The organism is Microbacterium tumbae (genome assembly GCF_054780175.1).
In genome coordinates this window covers 15,620-33,136 of the sequence record NZ_BAAGWV010000005.1, presented here as the reverse complement: position 1 = coordinate 33,136, position 17,517 = coordinate 15,620, and the positions used below count along the sequence as shown (strand labels likewise).

Annotated in this window: 17 protein-coding genes and 1 tRNA gene; 2 read left to right on the top strand and 16 right to left on the bottom strand. The window is 69.8% G+C overall.

All coding sequences use genetic code 11. The features are described 5' to 3' along the window. Nucleotides 1–49: 49 nt before the first annotated feature. The 12 genes from ACYVGQ_RS17820 to serS all read right to left on the bottom strand — a co-directional run bounded on the left by ACYVGQ_RS17820 (nucleotide 50) and on the right by serS (nucleotide 10,667). Entirely contained in the window at nucleotides 50–910 is an 861-nt protein-coding gene (locus ACYVGQ_RS17820) for a MurR/RpiR family transcriptional regulator (protein WP_460786026.1), read from the bottom strand. After that, on the bottom strand, nucleotides 888–1,706 hold the full coding sequence (gene phnE, locus ACYVGQ_RS17815; protein ID WP_460786025.1) for a phosphonate ABC transporter, permease protein PhnE: 819 nt from the start codon (nucleotides 1,704–1,706) through the stop codon (nucleotides 888–890). The genes ACYVGQ_RS17820 and phnE (ACYVGQ_RS17815) overlap by 23 nt, the downstream gene beginning before the upstream one ends. Continuing rightward, the gene (phnE, locus tag ACYVGQ_RS17810) at nucleotides 1,703–2,518 is read right to left on the bottom strand and encodes a phosphonate ABC transporter, permease protein PhnE (RefSeq protein ID WP_460786024.1); all 816 of its coding nucleotides are present in this window, start codon (nucleotides 2,516–2,518) and stop codon (nucleotides 1,703–1,705) included. The genes phnE (ACYVGQ_RS17815) and phnE (ACYVGQ_RS17810) overlap by 4 nt, the downstream gene beginning before the upstream one ends. After that, nucleotides 2,515–3,300 carry a phosphonate ABC transporter ATP-binding protein gene (gene phnC, locus ACYVGQ_RS17805; protein ID WP_460786023.1) on the bottom strand — a complete coding sequence of 262 codons (786 nt, stop codon included), beginning with the start codon at nucleotides 3,298–3,300 and terminating at the stop codon, nucleotides 2,515–2,517. Before phnC ends, phnE (ACYVGQ_RS17810) begins: the two co-directional genes overlap by 4 nt. A 24-nt stretch (nucleotides 3,301–3,324) precedes the next feature. Next, complete coding sequence (gene phnD / locus ACYVGQ_RS17800) at nucleotides 3,325–4,341, bottom strand: phosphate/phosphite/phosphonate ABC transporter substrate-binding protein (protein ID WP_460786022.1); 1,017 nt, start codon at nucleotides 4,339–4,341, stop codon at nucleotides 3,325–3,327. A gap of 7 nt (nucleotides 4,342–4,348) precedes the next feature. Continuing rightward, the gene (locus ACYVGQ_RS17795; protein WP_460786021.1) at nucleotides 4,349–5,047 is read right to left on the bottom strand and encodes an HAD family hydrolase; all 699 of its coding nucleotides are present in this window, start codon (nucleotides 5,045–5,047) and stop codon (nucleotides 4,349–4,351) included. 82 nt (nucleotides 5,048–5,129) lie between these two features. Beyond that, entirely contained in the window at nucleotides 5,130–5,759 is a 630-nt protein-coding gene (locus ACYVGQ_RS17790; protein ID WP_460786020.1) for an amino acid deaminase, read from the bottom strand. 48 nt (nucleotides 5,760–5,807) lie between these two features. Next, complete coding sequence (locus ACYVGQ_RS17785) at nucleotides 5,808–7,046, bottom strand: LCP family protein (RefSeq protein WP_460786019.1); 1,239 nt, start codon at nucleotides 7,044–7,046, stop codon at nucleotides 5,808–5,810. A 26-nt stretch (nucleotides 7,047–7,072) separates the two neighbouring features. Continuing rightward, complete coding sequence (locus tag ACYVGQ_RS17780) at nucleotides 7,073–8,356, bottom strand: LCP family protein (RefSeq protein ID WP_460786018.1); 1,284 nt, start codon at nucleotides 8,354–8,356, stop codon at nucleotides 7,073–7,075. Nucleotides 8,357–8,403: 47 nt separating this feature from the next. Then, nucleotides 8,404–8,488, bottom strand: a tRNA-Ser gene (locus ACYVGQ_RS17775). 41 nt (nucleotides 8,489–8,529) lie between these two features. Next, a complete protein-coding gene (locus tag ACYVGQ_RS17770) occupies nucleotides 8,530–9,393 on the bottom strand; it encodes an HAD family hydrolase (protein ID WP_460786017.1) in 864 nt (287 codons plus the stop codon). Next, entirely contained in the window at nucleotides 9,390–10,667 is a 1,278-nt protein-coding gene (gene serS / locus ACYVGQ_RS17765; protein ID WP_460786016.1) for a serine--tRNA ligase, read from the bottom strand. Before serS ends, ACYVGQ_RS17770 begins: the two co-directional genes overlap by 4 nt. A 209-nt stretch (nucleotides 10,668–10,876) precedes the next feature. Between serS and ACYVGQ_RS17760 the strand changes: the two genes are divergently transcribed. Then, nucleotides 10,877–11,875 carry a diacylglycerol/lipid kinase family protein gene (locus ACYVGQ_RS17760; RefSeq protein ID WP_460786015.1) on the top strand — a complete coding sequence of 333 codons (999 nt, stop codon included), beginning with the start codon at nucleotides 10,877–10,879 and terminating at the stop codon, nucleotides 11,873–11,875. A gap of 265 nt (nucleotides 11,876–12,140) precedes the next feature. Here ACYVGQ_RS17760 and ACYVGQ_RS17755 read toward each other — a convergent pair whose 3' ends face one another. From ACYVGQ_RS17755 to ACYVGQ_RS17745, 3 genes are all read right to left on the bottom strand, one after another. Next, nucleotides 12,141–12,878, bottom strand: coding sequence for a hypothetical protein (locus ACYVGQ_RS17755; protein WP_460786014.1), 738 nt, complete (start codon nucleotides 12,876–12,878; stop codon nucleotides 12,141–12,143). Nucleotides 12,879–12,917: 39 nt separating this feature from the next. Next, nucleotides 12,918–14,363, bottom strand: a complete 1,446-nt coding sequence (gene cls / locus ACYVGQ_RS17750; RefSeq protein WP_460786147.1) for a cardiolipin synthase — start codon at nucleotides 14,361–14,363, stop codon at nucleotides 12,918–12,920. 95 nt (nucleotides 14,364–14,458) lie between these two features. Then, nucleotides 14,459–14,635: a hypothetical protein gene (locus ACYVGQ_RS17745; RefSeq protein WP_460786013.1), complete on the bottom strand. Its 177-nt coding sequence runs from the start codon at nucleotides 14,633–14,635 to the stop codon at nucleotides 14,459–14,461. Nucleotides 14,636–14,757: 122 nt separating this feature from the next. On the opposite strand from ACYVGQ_RS17745, the gene ACYVGQ_RS17740 reads away from it, so the two are divergent. Continuing rightward, nucleotides 14,758–15,876 carry a DUF4192 family protein gene (locus tag ACYVGQ_RS17740; RefSeq protein ID WP_460786012.1) on the top strand — a complete coding sequence of 373 codons (1,119 nt, stop codon included), beginning with the start codon at nucleotides 14,758–14,760 and terminating at the stop codon, nucleotides 15,874–15,876. Nucleotides 15,877–15,923: 47 nt separating this feature from the next. Here the strand turns inward: ACYVGQ_RS17740 and lysS are convergent, their stop codons facing one another. Further along, nucleotides 15,924–17,474, bottom strand: a complete 1,551-nt coding sequence (gene lysS / locus ACYVGQ_RS17735; protein ID WP_460786011.1) for a lysine--tRNA ligase — start codon at nucleotides 17,472–17,474, stop codon at nucleotides 15,924–15,926. Between the last annotated feature and the right edge of the window lie 43 nt (nucleotides 17,475–17,517).

Sequence of the window (17,517 nt, the reverse complement as noted above, 5' to 3'; positions counted from 1 at the left end):
CCCGCGCTGAACGATCCTCAAGACCGCTCAGACCGCTCCGTGACCGCCGCTATTCCAGGATTCCGCCGCCCAGGACCGAGAGCGAGGCGGCCTGCGCCTCGCGCCCGCGCTCGCCCCGGTGGGCGATGAACAGATCGACCAGCTGCTCGATGAGCAGCATCATCGCCGCCCTGGAGGTGTGGATCAGCTCGTCCTGGAAGCTCTCGTTGACCGGCGGGACGACGAGGGCGACGTCCGCCGCATCCGCCACCCTCGAGCGGGCGAACGAGGTCAGCGCGACGAGCTTGGCCCCTCCCGCCTTCGCGGCCCGCATCCCGTCGAGCGTCGAGCGATTCGCGCCCGAGCCCGAGATCACGACGCAGAGCGACCCGGCGCCCAGCTGTCGGGCGGAGATCTGCTGGGACAGCGCATCGGGCAGGATCTCGGCCGGCCGGCCGGCCGAGTTCAGACGCAGCACCAGATCGGCCCCGAGCGAGCCCGAGAGGCCGTTGGCGAGCACGAGGACCCGGTGCGAGGTGTCGAGCAGGTGGATGAACTCCCGCAGGTCCTCCTCGGTGAGGGCCGACACCGTGTTGCCCAGCTTCGCGGCGAAGCGGTTCACGCCCGCGCGCACGGCGCCGACGAGCGTCCCGTCGGTGTCCATCGTCGCGGTCGACTCGAGCGCGACCTCCTGGGCGAGCGCGACGCGCAGCTGCGGATACCCCTCGTAGCCGAGCGACCTGGCCGCCCTGATGACGGTCGTCCGGCCGACGCCGACGGCGTCGGCGAGCTCCTGCGCCGTACGTTCGACGGCCGTGCTGCGATCGGCGAGGATCGCCTCGACGACCCGGCGCTCCCCCGGCTGCAACGATGGCATCAGCGCGGCGATGCGCGCGAGAGGTGGAGCGTCAGGGGATCCTTGCCAGCTCACGGGGGCGGGCTCCTTCCATGATCCGACGGCGAACCGCACCCGAGATCGCGTCGATGATCATGGTCGCGACCACCACGACGATGAGCAGCATGCCCACGGTGTCCCATTCACGGAACTGGGTGTAGTTGGAGAGCATACTGCCGATGCCCCCGGCGCCGACCATCCCGAGCACGGCCGAGGTGCGGATGTTGATCTCGAAGCGGTAGAGCGCGAAGGACATCAGAGTCGGGGCGACCGCGGGCCAGAGCGCCCAGCGGGTCACCTCCGCCGTCGACCCTCCCGCGGCCCGCACGGCCTCCGAGGCCCCCTCCTGCGCGGACTCGACGGCCTCGTACACCCACTTCCCCTGGGTGCCGATGCCCGCGATGCCGAGGGCGAGCATCCCGGTGAAGGGGGTGAGGCCGGTCACGGTGAGCAGGATGAGAGCGATGATGACCTCCGGCACGGCCCTGATGACGGCGAAGACCGCTCGGAGGATCGTCCGCAGCCAGGCCGGACCGACGCCCCGCGCGGCGAGGATGCCCAGCGGGACGGCGACGAGGACGCAGAGGATCGCGCCGAGCCATGCCATCGAGATCGAGCGCCACATCTCCAGGAGGGCCCGCGGGAGCTTGTCCCAGCTCGGCGGGCCGAACATCAGACCGAGGTACTTCGCGACGTTGCCGGGGATGGCGGGCACGTCGGACCAGGCGATCGGAAGCCCGCCGGCCGCGACGAGGACGACGACGCCCGCGATGAGGGCGAAGACGGTCGGCCACAGGCGCGACGGCCGCGGGGGCAGGGCGGATGCGATCACGTCAGCCTCCTGCGCAGGGCGTTCGAGAGCAGCTCGATGAGCACCACGACGACGAGGATCTCGAGGATGATGACCGAGACGTCTCCGTAGGCGTAGAAGCCCCGCCTCTCATCGAGGAGCCGCCCGATCCCGCCCGCCCCGACGAAGCCGAGGATCGCCGAGACGCGGACGTTGAGCTCGAGCGTGTACAACCATTGGTTCGCGAAGAGCGGCATGGTCTGCGGGAGCGCGGTGACGCGGTTGATCTGGAACGGCGTGCCGCCGGCGGCCTTGCCCGCCTCCATGTAGCCGTGATCGGCGGAGTCGATCGCCTCGGAGACGAGCTTCACGACGATGCCCAGGTCGAAGAGGACGAGCGTGACCAGTCCCGGCAGGACGCCGACGCCGACCATCGCCACCAGAACGGAGGCGTATACGAGGTCGGGCACCGAGCGGACGATGTTCACCAGGGTGCGCACGACGCCGCGGCTGACCGGGTTGGCATTGGTCGGCTTCGCCGCCCACAGCGTCAGAGGCACCGAGAGGAGCGCCGAGACCACCGCGCCCACCAGCGCCATCTGCAGCGTCTCGAGCATCGGCAGGACCGTACGGGGCAGGAAGGCGAAGTTCGGCTGCAGCATCTGTCCGAGCTTGTTCGCGCCGTTCGACCAGTTCTTCACGATCGAGGCGAGGTCGATCTCGACGCCGCCGATGGCGGGGATGCACGTGGCGACCGTGAGCGCGACGAGGACGGCGACGATCGCGACGGTGCGGCCGATCCTCCGCGGCTTCGGAGGGAGGGCGCGGCGATCGGCGGCGGGCACCGCGCTCATCCGACGTCGCCCAAGCGGTCGCGGACCTGGATCGGACGCCCGTAGATCTGCTCGAAGTCGGCGTCCGTGGCGTCGCCCGCCGGGCCGTCGTACACGATCTCACCGGCACGGAGGCCGATCATCCGCGTCGTGTACTCACGCGCGAGGTCCATGAGATGGATGTTGACCATGACGGTCAGGCCGCGCTCGGCGTTGATGCGCCGCAGGTCGTTCATCACCGCATGCGCCGTCGGCGGATCGAGCGACGCCACGGGCTCGTCCGCGAGCATGACGCTGGGCTCCTGGGTGAGCGCCCTGGCGATGGCGACGCGCTGCTTCTGCCCGCCCGAGAGCGCACCGCCGCGCGCCCAGACCTTCTCGAGCATCCCTACCGAGTCGAGCGCGGCGATCGCGAGCTCCCGGTCGGCCGCAGAGGGCAGGCCGAGCAGATTGCGCCAGGCCGGCGAATGGGCGAACCTCCCGACGAGCACGTTGCGGTAGACATCGGTCCGCTCGGCGAGGTTGAAGCCCTGGAAGATCATCCCCACGTGCCCGCGCAGCTCGCGCAGGCTCCGTCCGCGGAGGGACGTGACCTCGTACGGGCCGACGGTGACCATGCCGCCGGTGGCCCGTACGAGGCCGTTGATCGTGCGGATGAGCGTGGACTTCCCCGAGCCGGACAGCCCGACCACGGAGACCATCTCCCCCGGTTCGATCCGCAGGGACACGCTGTCGAGGGCACGGGTGCCGTTCGGATAGGTGACCGAGACGTCATCCAGTTCCACCTGCCAGGACGTGTCCATGCGTTCGCTCCTTCGCTCGGTGTGTCAGTTGGCGAACTGGGCCAGGATCTCGCCGTAGCGGTCGATCTCGTCCTGGTTCGTCTCGGCGGTCCAGTCGGTGAGGCTCACGAGGTCGGTCATGACCTGCTTCGCCTCGTCGGAGGAGTCGACGTAGTCGTCGAGGAGCTCGGTGAGCTTCGCGACCAGGTCGTCCGGCAGCGTGCTGCTGACCGCGACACCGCCGTTGGGGATCATGTCCGTGTAGGCGAAGGCCACGACCTTGTCCGCGACGTCGGGAGCCTCGGCCAGCACGCTCGAACGCGCGTCCCAGAATCCGAAGCCGACCTCCGCGTCCCCGTTGTAGACCGCGAGGACAGCGTTGTTGTTGCCCTCGACGGGGACCTGCACGATGTCCGCGTCGGTGTCGATGCCGGCGTCGCGCATCGCGACGATCGGGTACTGGTAGCCGGCGGGCGAGGTGGCGGCCTGGAGGGCGACCTTGGTGCCCGCGTCGATCTTCTTCAGCGCGTCGAGTCCGGCGGGGCCTTGACCTGTGGAGTCCGAGCCCTCCTCCTCGATGCCGTTGCAGAAGCTCAGGTCGACGTCGTTCGCGACGTAGTTCGCGACGACGGGAGCGTCCTCGCAGTACTTGTCGGGGTTGTTCGTGAACGCGACGGCGGCGTAGGAGCTGGCGCCGAAGCGGACGTCGCGCAGGATGAGCTTGGCGTCGAACTGGTTGATCGCCTGGTACAGCGAGCCGGCGTCGGTGATGACGACCTGCGCCTGATCGGCGCCGAGCGCCTCGACGGTGGCGGCGTAGTTGTCGGCGACCACGCCGTGCACGGCGATGCCCAGTTCGTCGCTGAGGTAGTCGGTGAGCGGGGTCAGCGCCTCGGCGAGATCGGCGTTCTCTGTCGACGGGACGAGGGAGATGGTGATCTCCTCCGGCCAGGTCGTGTCGCCGCTGCCGTCGGCGGGGGCGGGGTCGCCTCCGGCGCATCCGGTGAGGGCGAGGACAGCGGCGGCGAGGACGCCTGCCGCGGCGATGGAGGAGGTGCGCATGCGCTGGTTACCTTTCGATGCGGGTGGTGCTGAGGGATGGGGCGGAGAGACTGAGCGCGTCCTGCGCCCAGCGCTGGATGCCGGGGACCAGGTCCGCGAGGGTGTCGGCGCGCAGCGTGGGAGCTGCGGCCGAGGTGCCTGCGGTGGCGCCGACGAGTGCGGTGTGCGCTCCGAGCGACTGCGCGGGAGCGAGATCGAAGTCGAAGATGTCGCCGACGGCGAGCACGGGTCCGCCGCCGAGCGCCTCGCGCAGGATCGGTTCGAGACCGGCCGGCTTCCCCACGGTGAAGTGCACGGCGGAGAATCGCTCTGCGATGCCCCACGTCGACAGCAGCTCGCGGATCCCGGTCTCCGGGGCGTTGGTCGCGAGGACGAGACGCGCCCGGGGGTCGAGCTCGGCGAGGAGCTCCGCGAGTCCGGAGGCCATCTGCACCGGAGCATCCGCCGTGCCCAGCCGCTCGCGACTGTGCCGGTAGGCGGCGTCGAGGAGCGGAGCGGTCACGCCGTCGGCGCGGGCGAGCGAGCCGACGATGTCGTAGCCGTCGCGGTACTCGGAGGCGCCGCGCCCGTATGCGTCGAGCTCGGTCTCGACGCGCGCGAGATAGTCATCGGCTGCGGCTTCCGCGGCGAAACGGGCGTAGGCCAGCACAGGGCCGTCGCCGACGGCGACCGTGCCGTCGAAGTCGAAGACGATGGTGGGGATCACGGGCGCTCCTTGCTCCTGGACGATATGTCCAAGAGTACGACGCACTCGCGGTCGAAATGTCCGTTGTTCGATGAACGTCCGGTTAAGAAATCGGCTGCTCCGCGGCATTCCATCGCCAGCGACGATCGGCGACGAAGTCCTGAATGAGATCCTCGGCGTCTCCCTGGAACGGGAACGTCGTGATGAGCCGCCAGCCGTCGCCGCGGTCGACGCCGTAGACGAGCGCGGCGGACGAAGGGTCCGCACCGGTCAGGACGACGCGGGCCTGCAGACCGTCCAGATCGATCCGCGCCTGGGCGCGCACGGATGCCGGAGGATGCTCGAGCAGGGGCAGCGCCGCCGTGGTGACGCGCTGCAGAGGAGTGGAGCTCTCGTCCCCGAAGAGGTGGAAGGCATCGGCTCGCTGCCCCAGCGCGAGGGCGAGCTCACCGTCCGCCCAGCGCGCACGCTTGTACCCGTACGGGGTGAGCACCGTGGAGAACCAGTAGCCGTACACATGGATCACACCCGCGTTGCCGACCGGGAACCGGGCTCGGACGCCTGCGGCTCGGTGGAGCCGGTCGAACAGGATCTCGCCGATGACCGGCTCGCCGGTGTTCTCGTCGACGACGGTGGACGCGCCCCAGTGCGAGAGCCGTCCTTCACGCGCATCGGCAGCGAGGAACTCCAGGGCCAGGGCGAGATCGGGCAGAGGGGGTCGAGAAGGCTGCACCTGCCGACTATCGCACGTCGATCGCCTGCGCCGCGAACGGGCCTGTCGCTACCGGCCGTTCCCGTGGGAGCAGGTCTTCTGCGCCGCGGTCGTCCCGGAGACCGAGGAGGGCAGCTCCACGGCCGTCTCGGTGGGCGCCGGAGTCGCCGTGCCGGTCGGCTGGGGGGAGGGCGTCTCGGCACCCTCGTCCTCCACGACGACGCCGTCGTACCTCGTCTCCTCGTGGGTGATCTGCAGCGGCCGATTCGAGTTGATCGCCGCGAAGAGCTCGTCGGCCGCCCCGCTGATCGGCACCACCCGGTTGGCGTCGGCGGGATCCGTCGCGACCGGGTACCTGAGGAACACGATGTCCTCGAAGGGCACATCCTTCACCGCCAGGGCGATCTGCGCGATCATCAGCGGATTCGCGAGCGAGGTGCTGGCGGTGAGGTTGCTGAGGCCGACGTTCGCGAGCTTCAGCACGGTGCCGACGTCGCCGAGCGTCTCATCCGCCCTGAGCTTGCGCACCAGGGCGTTCAGGTAGACCTGCTGGTTCCCGATGCGGGCGAGATCGCTCTCCCCCACCAGACCGTGCCGGGTGCGCAGGAACTTCAATGCGTCTTCCCCGGCGAGCGTATGCAGCCCCGCGTCCAGATCGAGTTGGGTGTGCCGATCCTTGATGCTCTCGGCCAGGCACACCTCGACACCCCCGATGGCGTTGGTGATCTCGATGACCCCGCCGAAGGTCACCGCCGCCGCGAACTGGATCGGCTGGCCGGTCAGCTCCGAGATCGTCTTGGCGACGCAGTTCAGCCCGCCCCGGTCGTATGCGGTGTTCAGCTGCCCCTTGCTCGTGCCGTAGCGTTCGTTGCCGTCCTCGTCCGTGCAGGACGGCATCCCGATCATCAAGTCCCGCGGAAAGCTCACCGCCGTGATCCGGCGCGGCGCGTCGGAGACGTGGACGAGCATGTTGACGTCGTTCAGCGAACCTTCGGCGTCCGGGCCGTCGCAGCGCTTGCCGAACAGATGCGCATACTTCGGCTCGCAGGTGTCCACGCCGGTAAGCAGGAGATTGAAACCGCCCTCATAGGCGCTGATATCGGGCGGGAGCGACTCCGTGCCCTCCAGCTCGACGGCATCCGCCGTCACCTCGGTGACAAGGGTCGCGGTGACGGCCGCGACGACGCCGAGGCCGCTGACGAGCAGGACGACGAGAGTCACGCCGACGAGCCTGAGGAGCTGACCGGCAGCGCCGGGAGTGCGCAGCTGACCGTGGCGCGCTACCGTGCGGCGCTTCCTGATGCCCATGCCTCGCCCTCCGGATCGGGGCGGACTCAGCCCTGGTTGCCGTTCGAGCAGGTCTGCTGCGCGGCCGAGTTGCCCTTGATCGAGTCTGGCAGTGCGACAGCGGTTTCGGCGGGATCCGGAGCCTGAGTCGCGCTTTCGCCCGGCTTCGGCGTCTCGCCGTCGCCCTGGCCCTCCGAGCCCTTCGCCGGGTTCTCGATCGTGCCCTCCTCGACGACGACCCCGTCGTTGCCGGTGTTCTGGTGGGTGATCTCGAGCGAGGCGTTCGCCTCGATCGCCTCGATGAGCACCTCGGCGGCCGTGAGGTTCGGGACGACCTTCGCGGCGTTGTCCGGATCCGTGCTGGTCGGGTACTGCACGAACACGATGTCCTCGTAGGGGACGTCCTTCACGGCGAGCGCGATCTGCGCGATCGTCAGCGGGTTGGTCAGCGACGTGCTGGGCGTGATGTTGCTCAGCGCCGTGTTGGCGAGCTTCAGCATGGTGCCCGCGTCGCCGAGCACCTCGGAGCTGATCAGCTTGCGCGCGAGCGATGACATGTACTGCTGCTGGTTGCCGATGCGTCCGAGGTCGCTGCCGTCGCCGACGCCGTGACGGGTGCGCAGGAACTGCAGGGCCTTGAGGCCGGAGATCGTATGCGTTCCGGCCTTCATGTCCAGGCCGGTGTACCTGTCCTTGATGCCGCTGGCCAGGCAGACGTCCACGCCGCCGATCGCGTCAGTGATCTCGATGACCCCGCCGAATGTGACGGAGGCGGCGAACTGGATGTCCATGCCGGTGAGCTCGGTGACCGTCTGCGCGACGCAGTTCAGGCCGCCGTAGGACCAGGCGCTGTTCAGCGGCTGCTTGCTCATCGCGGAGTGGGTGATGTCCTCCTCATCGGTGCACGAGGGGATGGGCAGCATCGTGTCGCGGGGGAAGCTGATCGCCGTGATGCGGCGGGGCTCGTCCGAGACGTGCACCAGGAGGTTCACGTCGTTGAGCGTGCCGCCGGCGTCCTTGCCGGTGCACCGCTCGCCGAAGTAATGGGCGTACTTCTCCTCGCAGGTGTCCACGCCCACCAGGAGCAGGTTGAAGCCACCCTCGTAGGCGCTGATGTCCGGGGGCACCGTCTCCGACCCCTCGAGCTCGACGGCGTCGGCGGTGACCGAGTTGAAGAGCGTCGCTCCCACGATCCCCACGACGCCGATGCCGCTGACGAGCACGACCGCGAGCACGAGCCCGACGATCTTGAGCAGCTGCCCCGCCGGACCGGGGGTGCGCAGCTGACCGTGCCGCGCGACGGTACGACGACGACCGATCTTCTCGCTCACACGGTGCCTTTCAGGATCTGCCGGCGGTCACGGGCCCGCCTTCGATGCGGAGGGTGTGGGATTCGAACCCACGGGACATCTCTGCCCACTGGTTTTCAAGACCAGCTCCATCGGCCGCTCGGACAACCCTCCTCGACGATCGCTCGTCGACAAGCCGTGAGTCTAGCCGAGTTCTATTCTCCCGTGCCGACCTGGGCAGGTGCTGGAAGCGTGTTCAGCGCCAGCGCGAGGCCGCCGACGACGACGTCCTCCGTGATCTCCCCCGCGGCATCCTTCACCTCGACCGGCGCCTGGCCCATCGCCACCGCGCGCCCGCCGATGCGGCCCGCCCAGGCGAACATGCCGATGTCGTTGCGGCCGTCGCCGGCCACGAGCACGCGCTCGCCGTCGAAGCCGAGCTCGGCGCGCACGCGTTCCAGCGCTGTCCCCTTGTCGACTCCCTGAGGCGCGATGTCCAGCCACGCGGTCCAGCCGATCGCGTAGGAGACCTCGTTGAGCCCGGTGTCCGCGACCAGGCGGTGGAAGTCCTCCTCGTCGTGCCCCGGCGAGACGACGACGATGCGGGACACCGGCTCCGCGCCCAGTTCGTCGAAATCGACCTGGCGCCCTCCGTCGAGGGTCCAGTCGTCCATCTGAGCGGTGTACAGCCGCTGCCCCGAGGCGAGCTCGACCATGTATCGCGCATCGGGCAGGCGCTCGCCCAGGAGCGTCAGGACGGCATGGGGGTCGAACACCTCGACACTCCAGCGCTCCCACTCCTCGCCGTTTCTGCGCATCGTGACCGCGCCGTTCGAGCAGACGACGAACTCGGGAGTCAGGCCGAGCGCCTCGACCCACCGCCGAGTGCCCATCCAGCTGCGCCCCGTCGCGATCGTCACCTCGTGACCGGCATCGCGCAGCCGTGCGACCGCCTCGGGCACCCCGGGGCTCAGGGTCTCGTCCGGGAGCAGGATGGTGCCGTCGACGTCGAGGCCGACGAGCCAGCGCGCGGCGGCGGATGCGTCCTGGCCGGTCAGGACGGTGCGCTCGTCGGTCACGACACGGGCTCCAGGATCTCCAGGCCGCCGAGGTAGGGCCTGAGCACCTCCGGCACCACGACCGAGCCGTCCGCCCGCTGGTGCGTCTCCAGGATCGCGACGATCCACCGCGTTGTGGCGAGCGTTCCGTTGAGCGTCGCCACGTGCTGCGTCCTGCCTGCGGAGTCGTCTCCGGGGCGGTGCCGCACGTCGAGGCGGCGCGCCTGGAACGTGGTGCAGTTCGAGGTGGAGGTCAGCTCGCGGAACGCATCCTGCGTCGGCACCCACGCCTCGATGTCGTACTTGCGCGCGGCGCTCGATCCGAGATCGCCCGCGGCGACGTCGATGACGCGATAGCTGAGGCCCAGGGCCTGCAGCATCTCCTCCTGGAGGGCGACGAGACGCAGGTGCTCGGCCTCGGCGTCCTCCGGCGTCGTGTAGACGAACATCTCGAGCTTGTTGAACTGGTGGACGCGGATGATGCCGCGGGTGTCCTTGCCGTAGGAGCCCGCCTCCCGGCGGTAGCAGGTCGACCAGCCGGCGTAGCGCAGGGCGCCCTCAGTCAGGTCGACGATCTCATCCTTGTGATAGCCGGCGAGCGCGACCTCGCTCGTGCCGACGAGATACAGGTCGTCGTCCTTGTCGAGGTGGTAGACCTCGTCGGCGTGCTCGCCGAGGAAGCCGGTGCCCTGCATGATCTCGGGTCGGACGAGGGTCGGCGTGATCAGGGGCACGAACCCGTTCTGCAGCGCCTTGTCGAGCGCCATGTTCATCAGGGCGATCTCCAGCCGGGCTCCGACGCCGCGCAGGAAGTAGAAGCGCGAGCCGGACACCTTGACGCCGCGCTCCATGTCGATGGCGCCGAGGGCTTCGCCGATCTCGAGGTGGTCGCGCGGCGTGAAGTCGAAGGTCGGGATCTCTCCGACCCGGCGCAGCTCGACGAAGTCCTCCTCTCCGCCCGCCGGAACGCCGTCGATGACGACGTTCTCGATGCGGGCGAGAGCGGATGCCGCCGTTTCGGCGGCCTCGGCGGCGGCCTGCTGAGCCTGCTTGACGCGCTCGGCGAGATCCTTGACCTGGGCGACGAGCCCGGCCTTCTCCTCCTTGGGCGCCTGGGCGACCCGCTTGCCGAAGGCGTTCTGCTCGGCGCGCAGCTCCTCGAACGCCGTCAGAGCCGCACGGCGCGATCGATCGGCCACGATCGCCGCATCGACGGTGGACGCATCGTTGCCGCGGGCGGTCTGCGAGCGGCGGACGAGGTCGGGGTTGTCGCGGAGAAGAGCGAGGTCGATCATTGCTCAAGTCTAGGCCGCGATGCCGCCCGCCCTCGCGGCCTCCGCCTCGACGCGCACCGTTCCGCCTCCCCACCCGGCAGGTGTCCCCTCCGGCCGCCTCCCCACCCGGGAGGGGTCTCTTCCGGCCGCTTCCCCACCATGCAGGCGGCCGGAGGGGGCACCTGCCCGGTGAGACCGGCGCCGCGGCGCGCAGGTCGTAGAGTATGGCCATGACGACGCGCCACTCCGATCAGCGGCATCTCGCGCTCGTCTACAACCCGATCAAGGTCGACGAGAAGCGGTTGCGTGCGACCGTGCGGTCCCTGTCGAAGGATGCCGGGTGGCCGACGCCGTCCTTCCATCCGACGAGCGTCGAGGATGCCGGGCAGGGCGGCGCCCGCGCGGCGCTCGAGCGCGGTGCGACCGCAGTCCTCGTCGCCGGCGGCGATGGCACGGTCCGCGCGGTCGCCGAGGCGATGGCGGGCACCGGCATCCCGCTGGGGATCGTCCCGAGCGGGACCGGCAATCTGCTGGCGCGGAACCTCGGGCTGCCGCTGTCGGACGCGGCTGCCATCGTCCGCGCCGCTCTCGAGGGCAGAGTCCAGCCGATCGACGTGGGCTGGGCCCGCCTGACTCGCGAGGACGGCACGCAGGAGGAGCACGCCTTCGTCGTGCTGGCCGGCATGGGACTCGACGCCGACATGATCGCCAACACCCGCCCCGATCTGAAGAGGTCCGTCGGCTGGGTGGCCTACGTCGACGGCGCGGCGCGCTCGCTCGTCGCGGCCAGGCCGTTCCGGATCGTCTACCAGGTCGACGACTCGCGCCTGCACTCCACGAAGGCGCACAGCGTCCTCTTCGCCAACTGCGGGATGCTGCCTGCCGGGATCTCGCTCGTCCCGACCGCCTCCATCACGGACGGCGTGCTGGACGTCGCCGTCATCCAGCCGGCAGGGCCCCTGGGATGGTTCGGGGTGTGGCGGAAGATCTGGTGGGACAACTCGGTCCTGCGCCGATCGCGCATCGGACGCCTCGTGCTGGAGCGCAAGGGCAAGAACGCCTCGGTGCGCTACCTGCAGGGCACCGCCGCCGAGGCCGCCGCGACGGAGCCGACGCCGATCGAGCTGGACGGCGACGAGTTCGGCGTCGCCGTGCGGATCGTCTGCCGCGTCGCGCCGGACGCGCTGCTGCTCGCCATCCCCCACGGCGTCGCGGTGGACGCGCTCTGACCACTCGCCCCTCGCGGAGTTTCCCCGCGCAGCCGCATCCCGCGAAGCATCCCCGAGGAGGTTCCCCGCGCAGCCGCATCCCGCGAAGCATCCCCGAGGAGGTTCCCCGCGCAGCCGCATCCCGCGAAGCATCCCCGAGGAGGTTCCCCAATGAGCCGCCTCCCCCCGGCGGGAAGCGGCAGCACGAGGAACCGCTCTTCGCCGAAGCAGTCGCACGAGGAGCCCGACCGCCGGGACGGCGTCCCGGACCCGGGAGGCGAGGCGCTCAGCCGCGAACGGCCACCGCCCCGTCGAGGCCTCCGCCGACGAGGGTGAGCTGGAAGCCGTCATCGTCGATCTCGTCGTCCCCGAAGGAGAGGATCGTCGTCCTCGGGGCCATGTCCATGGTGCAGACCCGGGTGTCGTCCGTGACGAACGCGACGGTGCCCGCCGTGCCGCTGCCCTCGACGGAATCGATCACCGGCGGGCAGGACGAGGAGCCCCAGGTCAGCAGCACGAGGCCGCCGTCGTCGAACCAGCCGGCGCTGGGCTCATAGAGGGTCGGGGAGCCGGGGACGCCGGTGAGTGCCGGGTCGCCGTCGAGATCGGCATCCTCGGTGATGCCGTCGAAGGAGATGATGAGCTCGACGTCCTTCGTCGGATCGACGCCCTCCGGCAGCGTCCCCACACTGGCGCGCGGGGCGAGGTCCGCGGTGCAGACCGCGTCGGCCGCTTCGGTCTGCACGAGCGACACCGCGACCTGCTGCCCGTCCGCCTCGACCGTATCGACGGCCGGGACGCAGCTGGAGGACCCCCAGCTGATCACCGCGAACAGGCGGCCTTCGTCGAGCCAGGCGGCCTCGAAGCCCTCGGTGCCGCCGTCTTCGGGCGCGGTGGAGGGCGTCGCGTCCGCGCTGCTGCTCGGCGTCGATGACGAGGGCGTGGTCGCGCAGCCCACGGCGGTGAGCGCGAGCACGGCGATCGCGGCGACGGACGGGACGAGACGGAGCGGAGTGATCCTCATGCTCCTCAGTGTCCCCGAGATCCGATCCGTCTCAAAGCCCTACTGCAGCGCGGAGGTCAGGCGGGCGAGATTGTCGAGCACGGTGGACCGCAGCGGCTGCTGCATCCACTCCTCGAGGGTGAGCTCCCGGCTCAGGCGCCGGTAGCGATCCTCCACCTCGCGCATCTCGTCGACGAACTCCTGACCGCGCACGAGCATCGAGATCTCGAGGTTCAGGCCGAAGGAGCGCATGTCCATGTTGCTCGAACCGATCACGGCCACCTCGTCGTCGATCGTCAGGCTCTTGGTGTGCAGGATGTACGGCTTGCGGTACATCCAGATGCGCACCCCCGCCTTCAGCAGCGCCTCGTAGTAGCTGCGCTGCGCGTGATAGACCATCGCCTGGTCGCCGTCCTCCGAGACGAACAGCTGGACCTCGACGCCGCGGTCGACGGCGGCCGTGACGGCGAGGAGCAGCGCCTCGTCGGGGACGAAGTACGGGCTCACGATCATGATCTGGCGTCGGGCGGCATACAGCAGCCCGAGGAAGAGCCTCAGGTTGTTCTCGACCTCGAACCCCGGGCCGGAGGGCACGATCTGACAGTCCAGATCGCCGGAGCCGGGAGCCGGCTGCGTGATGTCGACGCCCTCCGGGATCTGGTCGGTCTCGCTGTACCAGTCCGAGAGGAAGATGCCGTTGACGCTGGCGACGACCGGCCCGTCGACTCGCACCATGAGGTCGACCCAGTGCAGACCGCGCTTGATGTTCTTGGGCAGGTTGTATGTCGAGTCGGTGATGTTCTGCGAGCCGAGGAAGGCGACGCGGCCGTCGACGACGAGGAGCTTGCGGTGGTTGCGCAGATCGGGGCGCTGCATCCTCCCCTTGAGGGGCTGGACGGGAAGCATGAGATGCCAGTCGGCTCCCATCCGGTTGAGCCGCTCGATCGTCTCTCGGTACCGCGGCTTCCAGCGGTTGGCCCAGTGGTCGAGGAGGACTCTGACGGGGATGCCGCGAGCCGCCGACTCCTCCAGCGCGCGGAAGAAGTTGTCGGTGGAGGCGTCCGACTGCAGGATGTAGAACTCCACGTGCACATACGTCGTCGCCGTGCGGATCTCATCCGCCATCGCGTCGAGGGACTCCTGGTAGTCGGCGATGAGGTGCGCGCCGTTGTCCCCCGAGATCGGCATGGCGCCCATGCTCTGGTTCATCCGCACGAGCGCGTTGAACCAGTGCGGGGCGTCAGGACGCAGGGTGCCGAAGTGCAGGCGCTCGCTCGTCTCGGCGATCACCTCGTTGATCTGCTGCTGCTTGCGCCGTCGAGCACGCGGCAGACGGGGGTTGCCGATGAGCAGGAAGAGGAAGACGCCGATGAAGGGGATGAAGAACACCGCCAGCAGCCAGGCCATGGCCGCGGTCGGCCGCCTGTTGCGGGGGATGACGATGACCGCCGTGACGCGGATGATGACGTCGACGACGAAGTACCCCGCGAGGAGCCACCCCGACAACGTGTCCACGGCGTCACCCCCGACCTCGTCCGCACCGCACCTGCGGCGCAGCTTCTGGTCTCAGCGTACTGCGTGGCTCCGACGAGGCCGGCAGGTCACGAGGAGCGCGGCGGAAGGCCCCTGGCGGCGCGCTCCTCGGCTTCGATCTGCGCATGGACCTTGCGCTCGGTGCGGTCGGATCGCAGGATGCCGCGGAGCACGAACCAGAAGACCAGGCAGACGGCGATGGTCGGAAGGATCGACCAGGCGAGAGCCGTCCAGAAGCTGTCCATGCCTCCATCGTACGCCGCGCCGGAGACGACGCCGGCGGCCCACTCGTCCTGCACATCCGGAAAATCCCTGAAATCCATACACACCCGCTCCACAGGCACGCTCCGTCAGCCAGACTCCCGGCATGACGACCCTGATGAAGGCCACTGGCTCCGCCGACTTCCTCGGCATGGTTCCCGCTCTCGCCGGCTGCACGCCGACCCGGAGCATCGTGCTGCTGCCGTTCGAGGGCAGGCGCACGTACGGCGCACTGCGCATGGATCTCCCCGACGACGAGCACGTCGAGGACTTCGTCGAGCAGGCCGCGGCGCTCGCGTCCCGGGTCGAGCACGCGGATGCGGTCGCCCTGGTCGTGTACTGCGATCAGAAGGTGCTGCCGACGCCGGAGGGACTCGTGCTGCCCCATGCCGTGCTCGTCGATCGCATGATCGACGAGCTGGAGGACGCCCGCCTCGACGTCGTCGACGCCCTGTGCGCGACGCCGGAGGGGTGGTCGAGCTACCTCGACGAGGACCCGCGGCTGCGTCCGCTTCCGCCCCGGCGGGAACTCCCCGGAGGTCGGGCCGTCCTGGACGGGGATCAGAACGACGGCGCCGATGGTCCGCCGGTCGATCTCGCCGAGAAGGAGCGCGTCGGTCGTGCCCTGGCCGCACTGCGAGAGGTCGCGGGGCGGCTGTGCTGCAGCGGACGGCCCGACGACGGCCGCACGGATCCGCAGGCGATCGCGGCGCTGGCGATGCTCGACGACATGCCCCTGTTCGCCGAGCGCATGCTGCACGCCGAAGACCCCGCGCCTTTCGAGACGGCGGCGATGCTCTGGGTGCTGGAGCAGCCGGTGTTCCGCGACGCCGTGCTGATGCAGTGGACGACCGATCGGGAGCAGGGGGAGGAGGCGCTCGCCCGTCAGCTGTCCTTCCGCAGCGAGGGGACGCTCCCCGCGCCGGAGCACGGGAGGATCCTCATGGGCGAGGGACCCCGGCCCGACCCGGCACGCCTGGAGCGGATGCTGCGCGCCGCCCTGGCGCTGTCGGCGCGGGCGCCCCGCCGTCAGCGCGTCGGACCGCTCTCGCTCGCCGCCTGGGCCTCCTGGGCGCTCGGCCGCTCGACGCACGCCGCGCACCATCTCGCGAAGATCCACGCGATCGATCCGGAGTACGGCCTCGCCCGTCTGCTGAACACGCTGATGAGCGCCAGGCCGCTGCCGGAATGGGCGTTCCGCCGTCCCTCCGCCGACGCCCGATGAGCGTTCTCGCGCAGACCGCCCCCGTCACTTCACAGGAGGGGCTCCGGTCACTTCACGAGGGGGAAGAGGATGGTCTCGCGGATGCCGAGCCCGGTGATCGCCATCAGCAGCCGGTCGATGCCCATGCCCATGCCCCCGGACGGCGGCATGCCGTGCTCGAGCGCCCGCAGGAACTCCTCGTCGACGCGCATCGCCTCGACATCGCCGCGGGCGGCGAGCTTCGCCTGCTCGACGAACCGCTCCCGCTGGATGACCGGGTCGACGAGCTCGGAGTATCCCGTCGCGAGCTCGAAGCCGCGGATGTACAGATCCCACTTCTCCACGACGCCGGGGGTCGATCGATGCTCGCGCACCAACGGCGACGTGTCGACCGGGAAGTCCATGACGAACGTCGGGCGCACGAGCCCGCCCTTGACGAAGTGCTCCCAGAGCTCCTCGATCAGCTTGCCGTGCGTGGCCTGCGGCGGCAGGTCGACGCCGTGCTGCTCGGCGAACGCGATGAGGTCCTCGACGGAGTCGTCGACGGTGAACGTCCGCCCCGCGGCGGCGGAGAGCGAGCCGTACATCGAGATGCGATCCCATTCACCGCCCAGGTCATACTCGGCGCCGTCGGCCCAGGTGACCGTGGTGGAGCCGCTGACCGCGACAGCGGCCCGCTGGACGAGCTCCTGGGTGAGCTCGGCCATCTGGTTGTAGTCGCCGTAGGCCTGGTACGCCTCGAGCATCGCGAACTCCGGGCTGTGCGTAGAGTCGGCGCCCTCGTTGCGGAAGTTGCGGTTGATCTCGAAGACCCGCTCGATGCCGCCGACGACGGCGCGCTTGAGGTACAGCTCCGGCGCGATGCGCAGATACAGCTCGGTGTCGAACGCGTTCGAGTGCGTGACGAAGGGACGAGCCGAGGCGCCGCCGTGCTGCACCTGCAGCATCGGCGTCTCGACCTCGAGATAGTCGTGGCTCGCGAAGGTCGCTCGGAGGCTGGCGTTCACGGCGGCCCTGGCCCGAACGGTGGTCCGCGCCTGCTCCCGGACGATGAGATCGAGGTAGCGACTGCGGACGCGGCCCTCCTCGCTGAGCTCGGCGTAGGCGTTCGGCAGCGGGAGGATCGCCTTGGAGGCGATCGCCCATCCGTCCGCCATGATCGACAGCTCGCCGCGGCGGCTGGAGATCACCTCGCCGTGCACGAAGACGTGGTCGCCCAGATCGACGTACTCCTTCCAGTCGGCGAGGGACTCCTCGCCGACGCTGGCGAGCGAGATCATCGCCTGGATGCGCGAGCCGTCGCCGGCCTGCAGCGTCGCGAAGCAGAGCTTTCCGGTGTTGCGGCTGAACACGACCCGGCCCGCGACGCCGACGACGACACCGGTCTCGGCGCCGGCCTCGAGTTCGCCGTACTCGGCGCGGAGCGCTGGGATGGTCGCGGTCACGGGCACGCCGACGGGAAACGCCCCTCCCCCGGCATCCGCCCGCCGTGCGATCAGGCGCTCGCGCTTGGCGAGCCGGACGGCCTTCTGCTCGTGGACGTCCTCGTTCTCGAGGCCGCCCGATCCCGTCGAGGGGTCGGCAGGGGTGTTCTCCGGCGCGTCGGGCGCGTGCGTCATTCAGGGCTCCTTGGAAGTCGGGCTTCAGTTTACCGTGGGGCGG

What these genes read in the sequence shown, in the direction of transcription:
- phnD (WP_460786022.1), bottom strand. Translation starts at nt 4,341, where the DNA reads ATGCGCACCTCCTCCATCGCCGCGGCAGGCGTCCTCGCCGCCGCTGTC.
- ACYVGQ_RS17745 (WP_460786013.1), bottom strand. Translation starts at nt 14,635, where the DNA reads ATGGACAGCTTCTGGACGGCTCTCGCCTGGTCGATCCTTCCGACCATC.
- lysS (WP_460786011.1), bottom strand. Translation starts at nt 17,474, where the DNA reads ATGACGCACGCGCCCGACGCGCCGGAGAACACCCCTGCCGACCCCTCG.
- ACYVGQ_RS17740 (WP_460786012.1), top strand. Translation starts at nt 14,758, where the DNA reads ATGACGACCCTGATGAAGGCCACTGGCTCCGCCGACTTCCTCGGCATG.
- ACYVGQ_RS17785 (WP_460786019.1), bottom strand. Translation starts at nt 7,046, where the DNA reads ATGGGCATCAGGAAGCGCCGCACGGTAGCGCGCCACGGTCAGCTGCGC.
- phnE (WP_460786024.1), bottom strand. Translation starts at nt 2,518, where the DNA reads ATGAGCGCGGTGCCCGCCGCCGATCGCCGCGCCCTCCCTCCGAAGCCG.
- serS (WP_460786016.1), bottom strand. Translation starts at nt 10,667, where the DNA reads ATGATCGACCTCGCTCTTCTCCGCGACAACCCCGACCTCGTCCGCCGC.
- ACYVGQ_RS17760 (WP_460786015.1), top strand. Translation starts at nt 10,877, where the DNA reads ATGACGACGCGCCACTCCGATCAGCGGCATCTCGCGCTCGTCTACAAC.
- ACYVGQ_RS17755 (WP_460786014.1), bottom strand. Translation starts at nt 12,878, where the DNA reads ATGAGGATCACTCCGCTCCGTCTCGTCCCGTCCGTCGCCGCGATCGCC.
- phnC (WP_460786023.1), bottom strand. Translation starts at nt 3,300, where the DNA reads ATGGACACGTCCTGGCAGGTGGAACTGGATGACGTCTCGGTCACCTAT.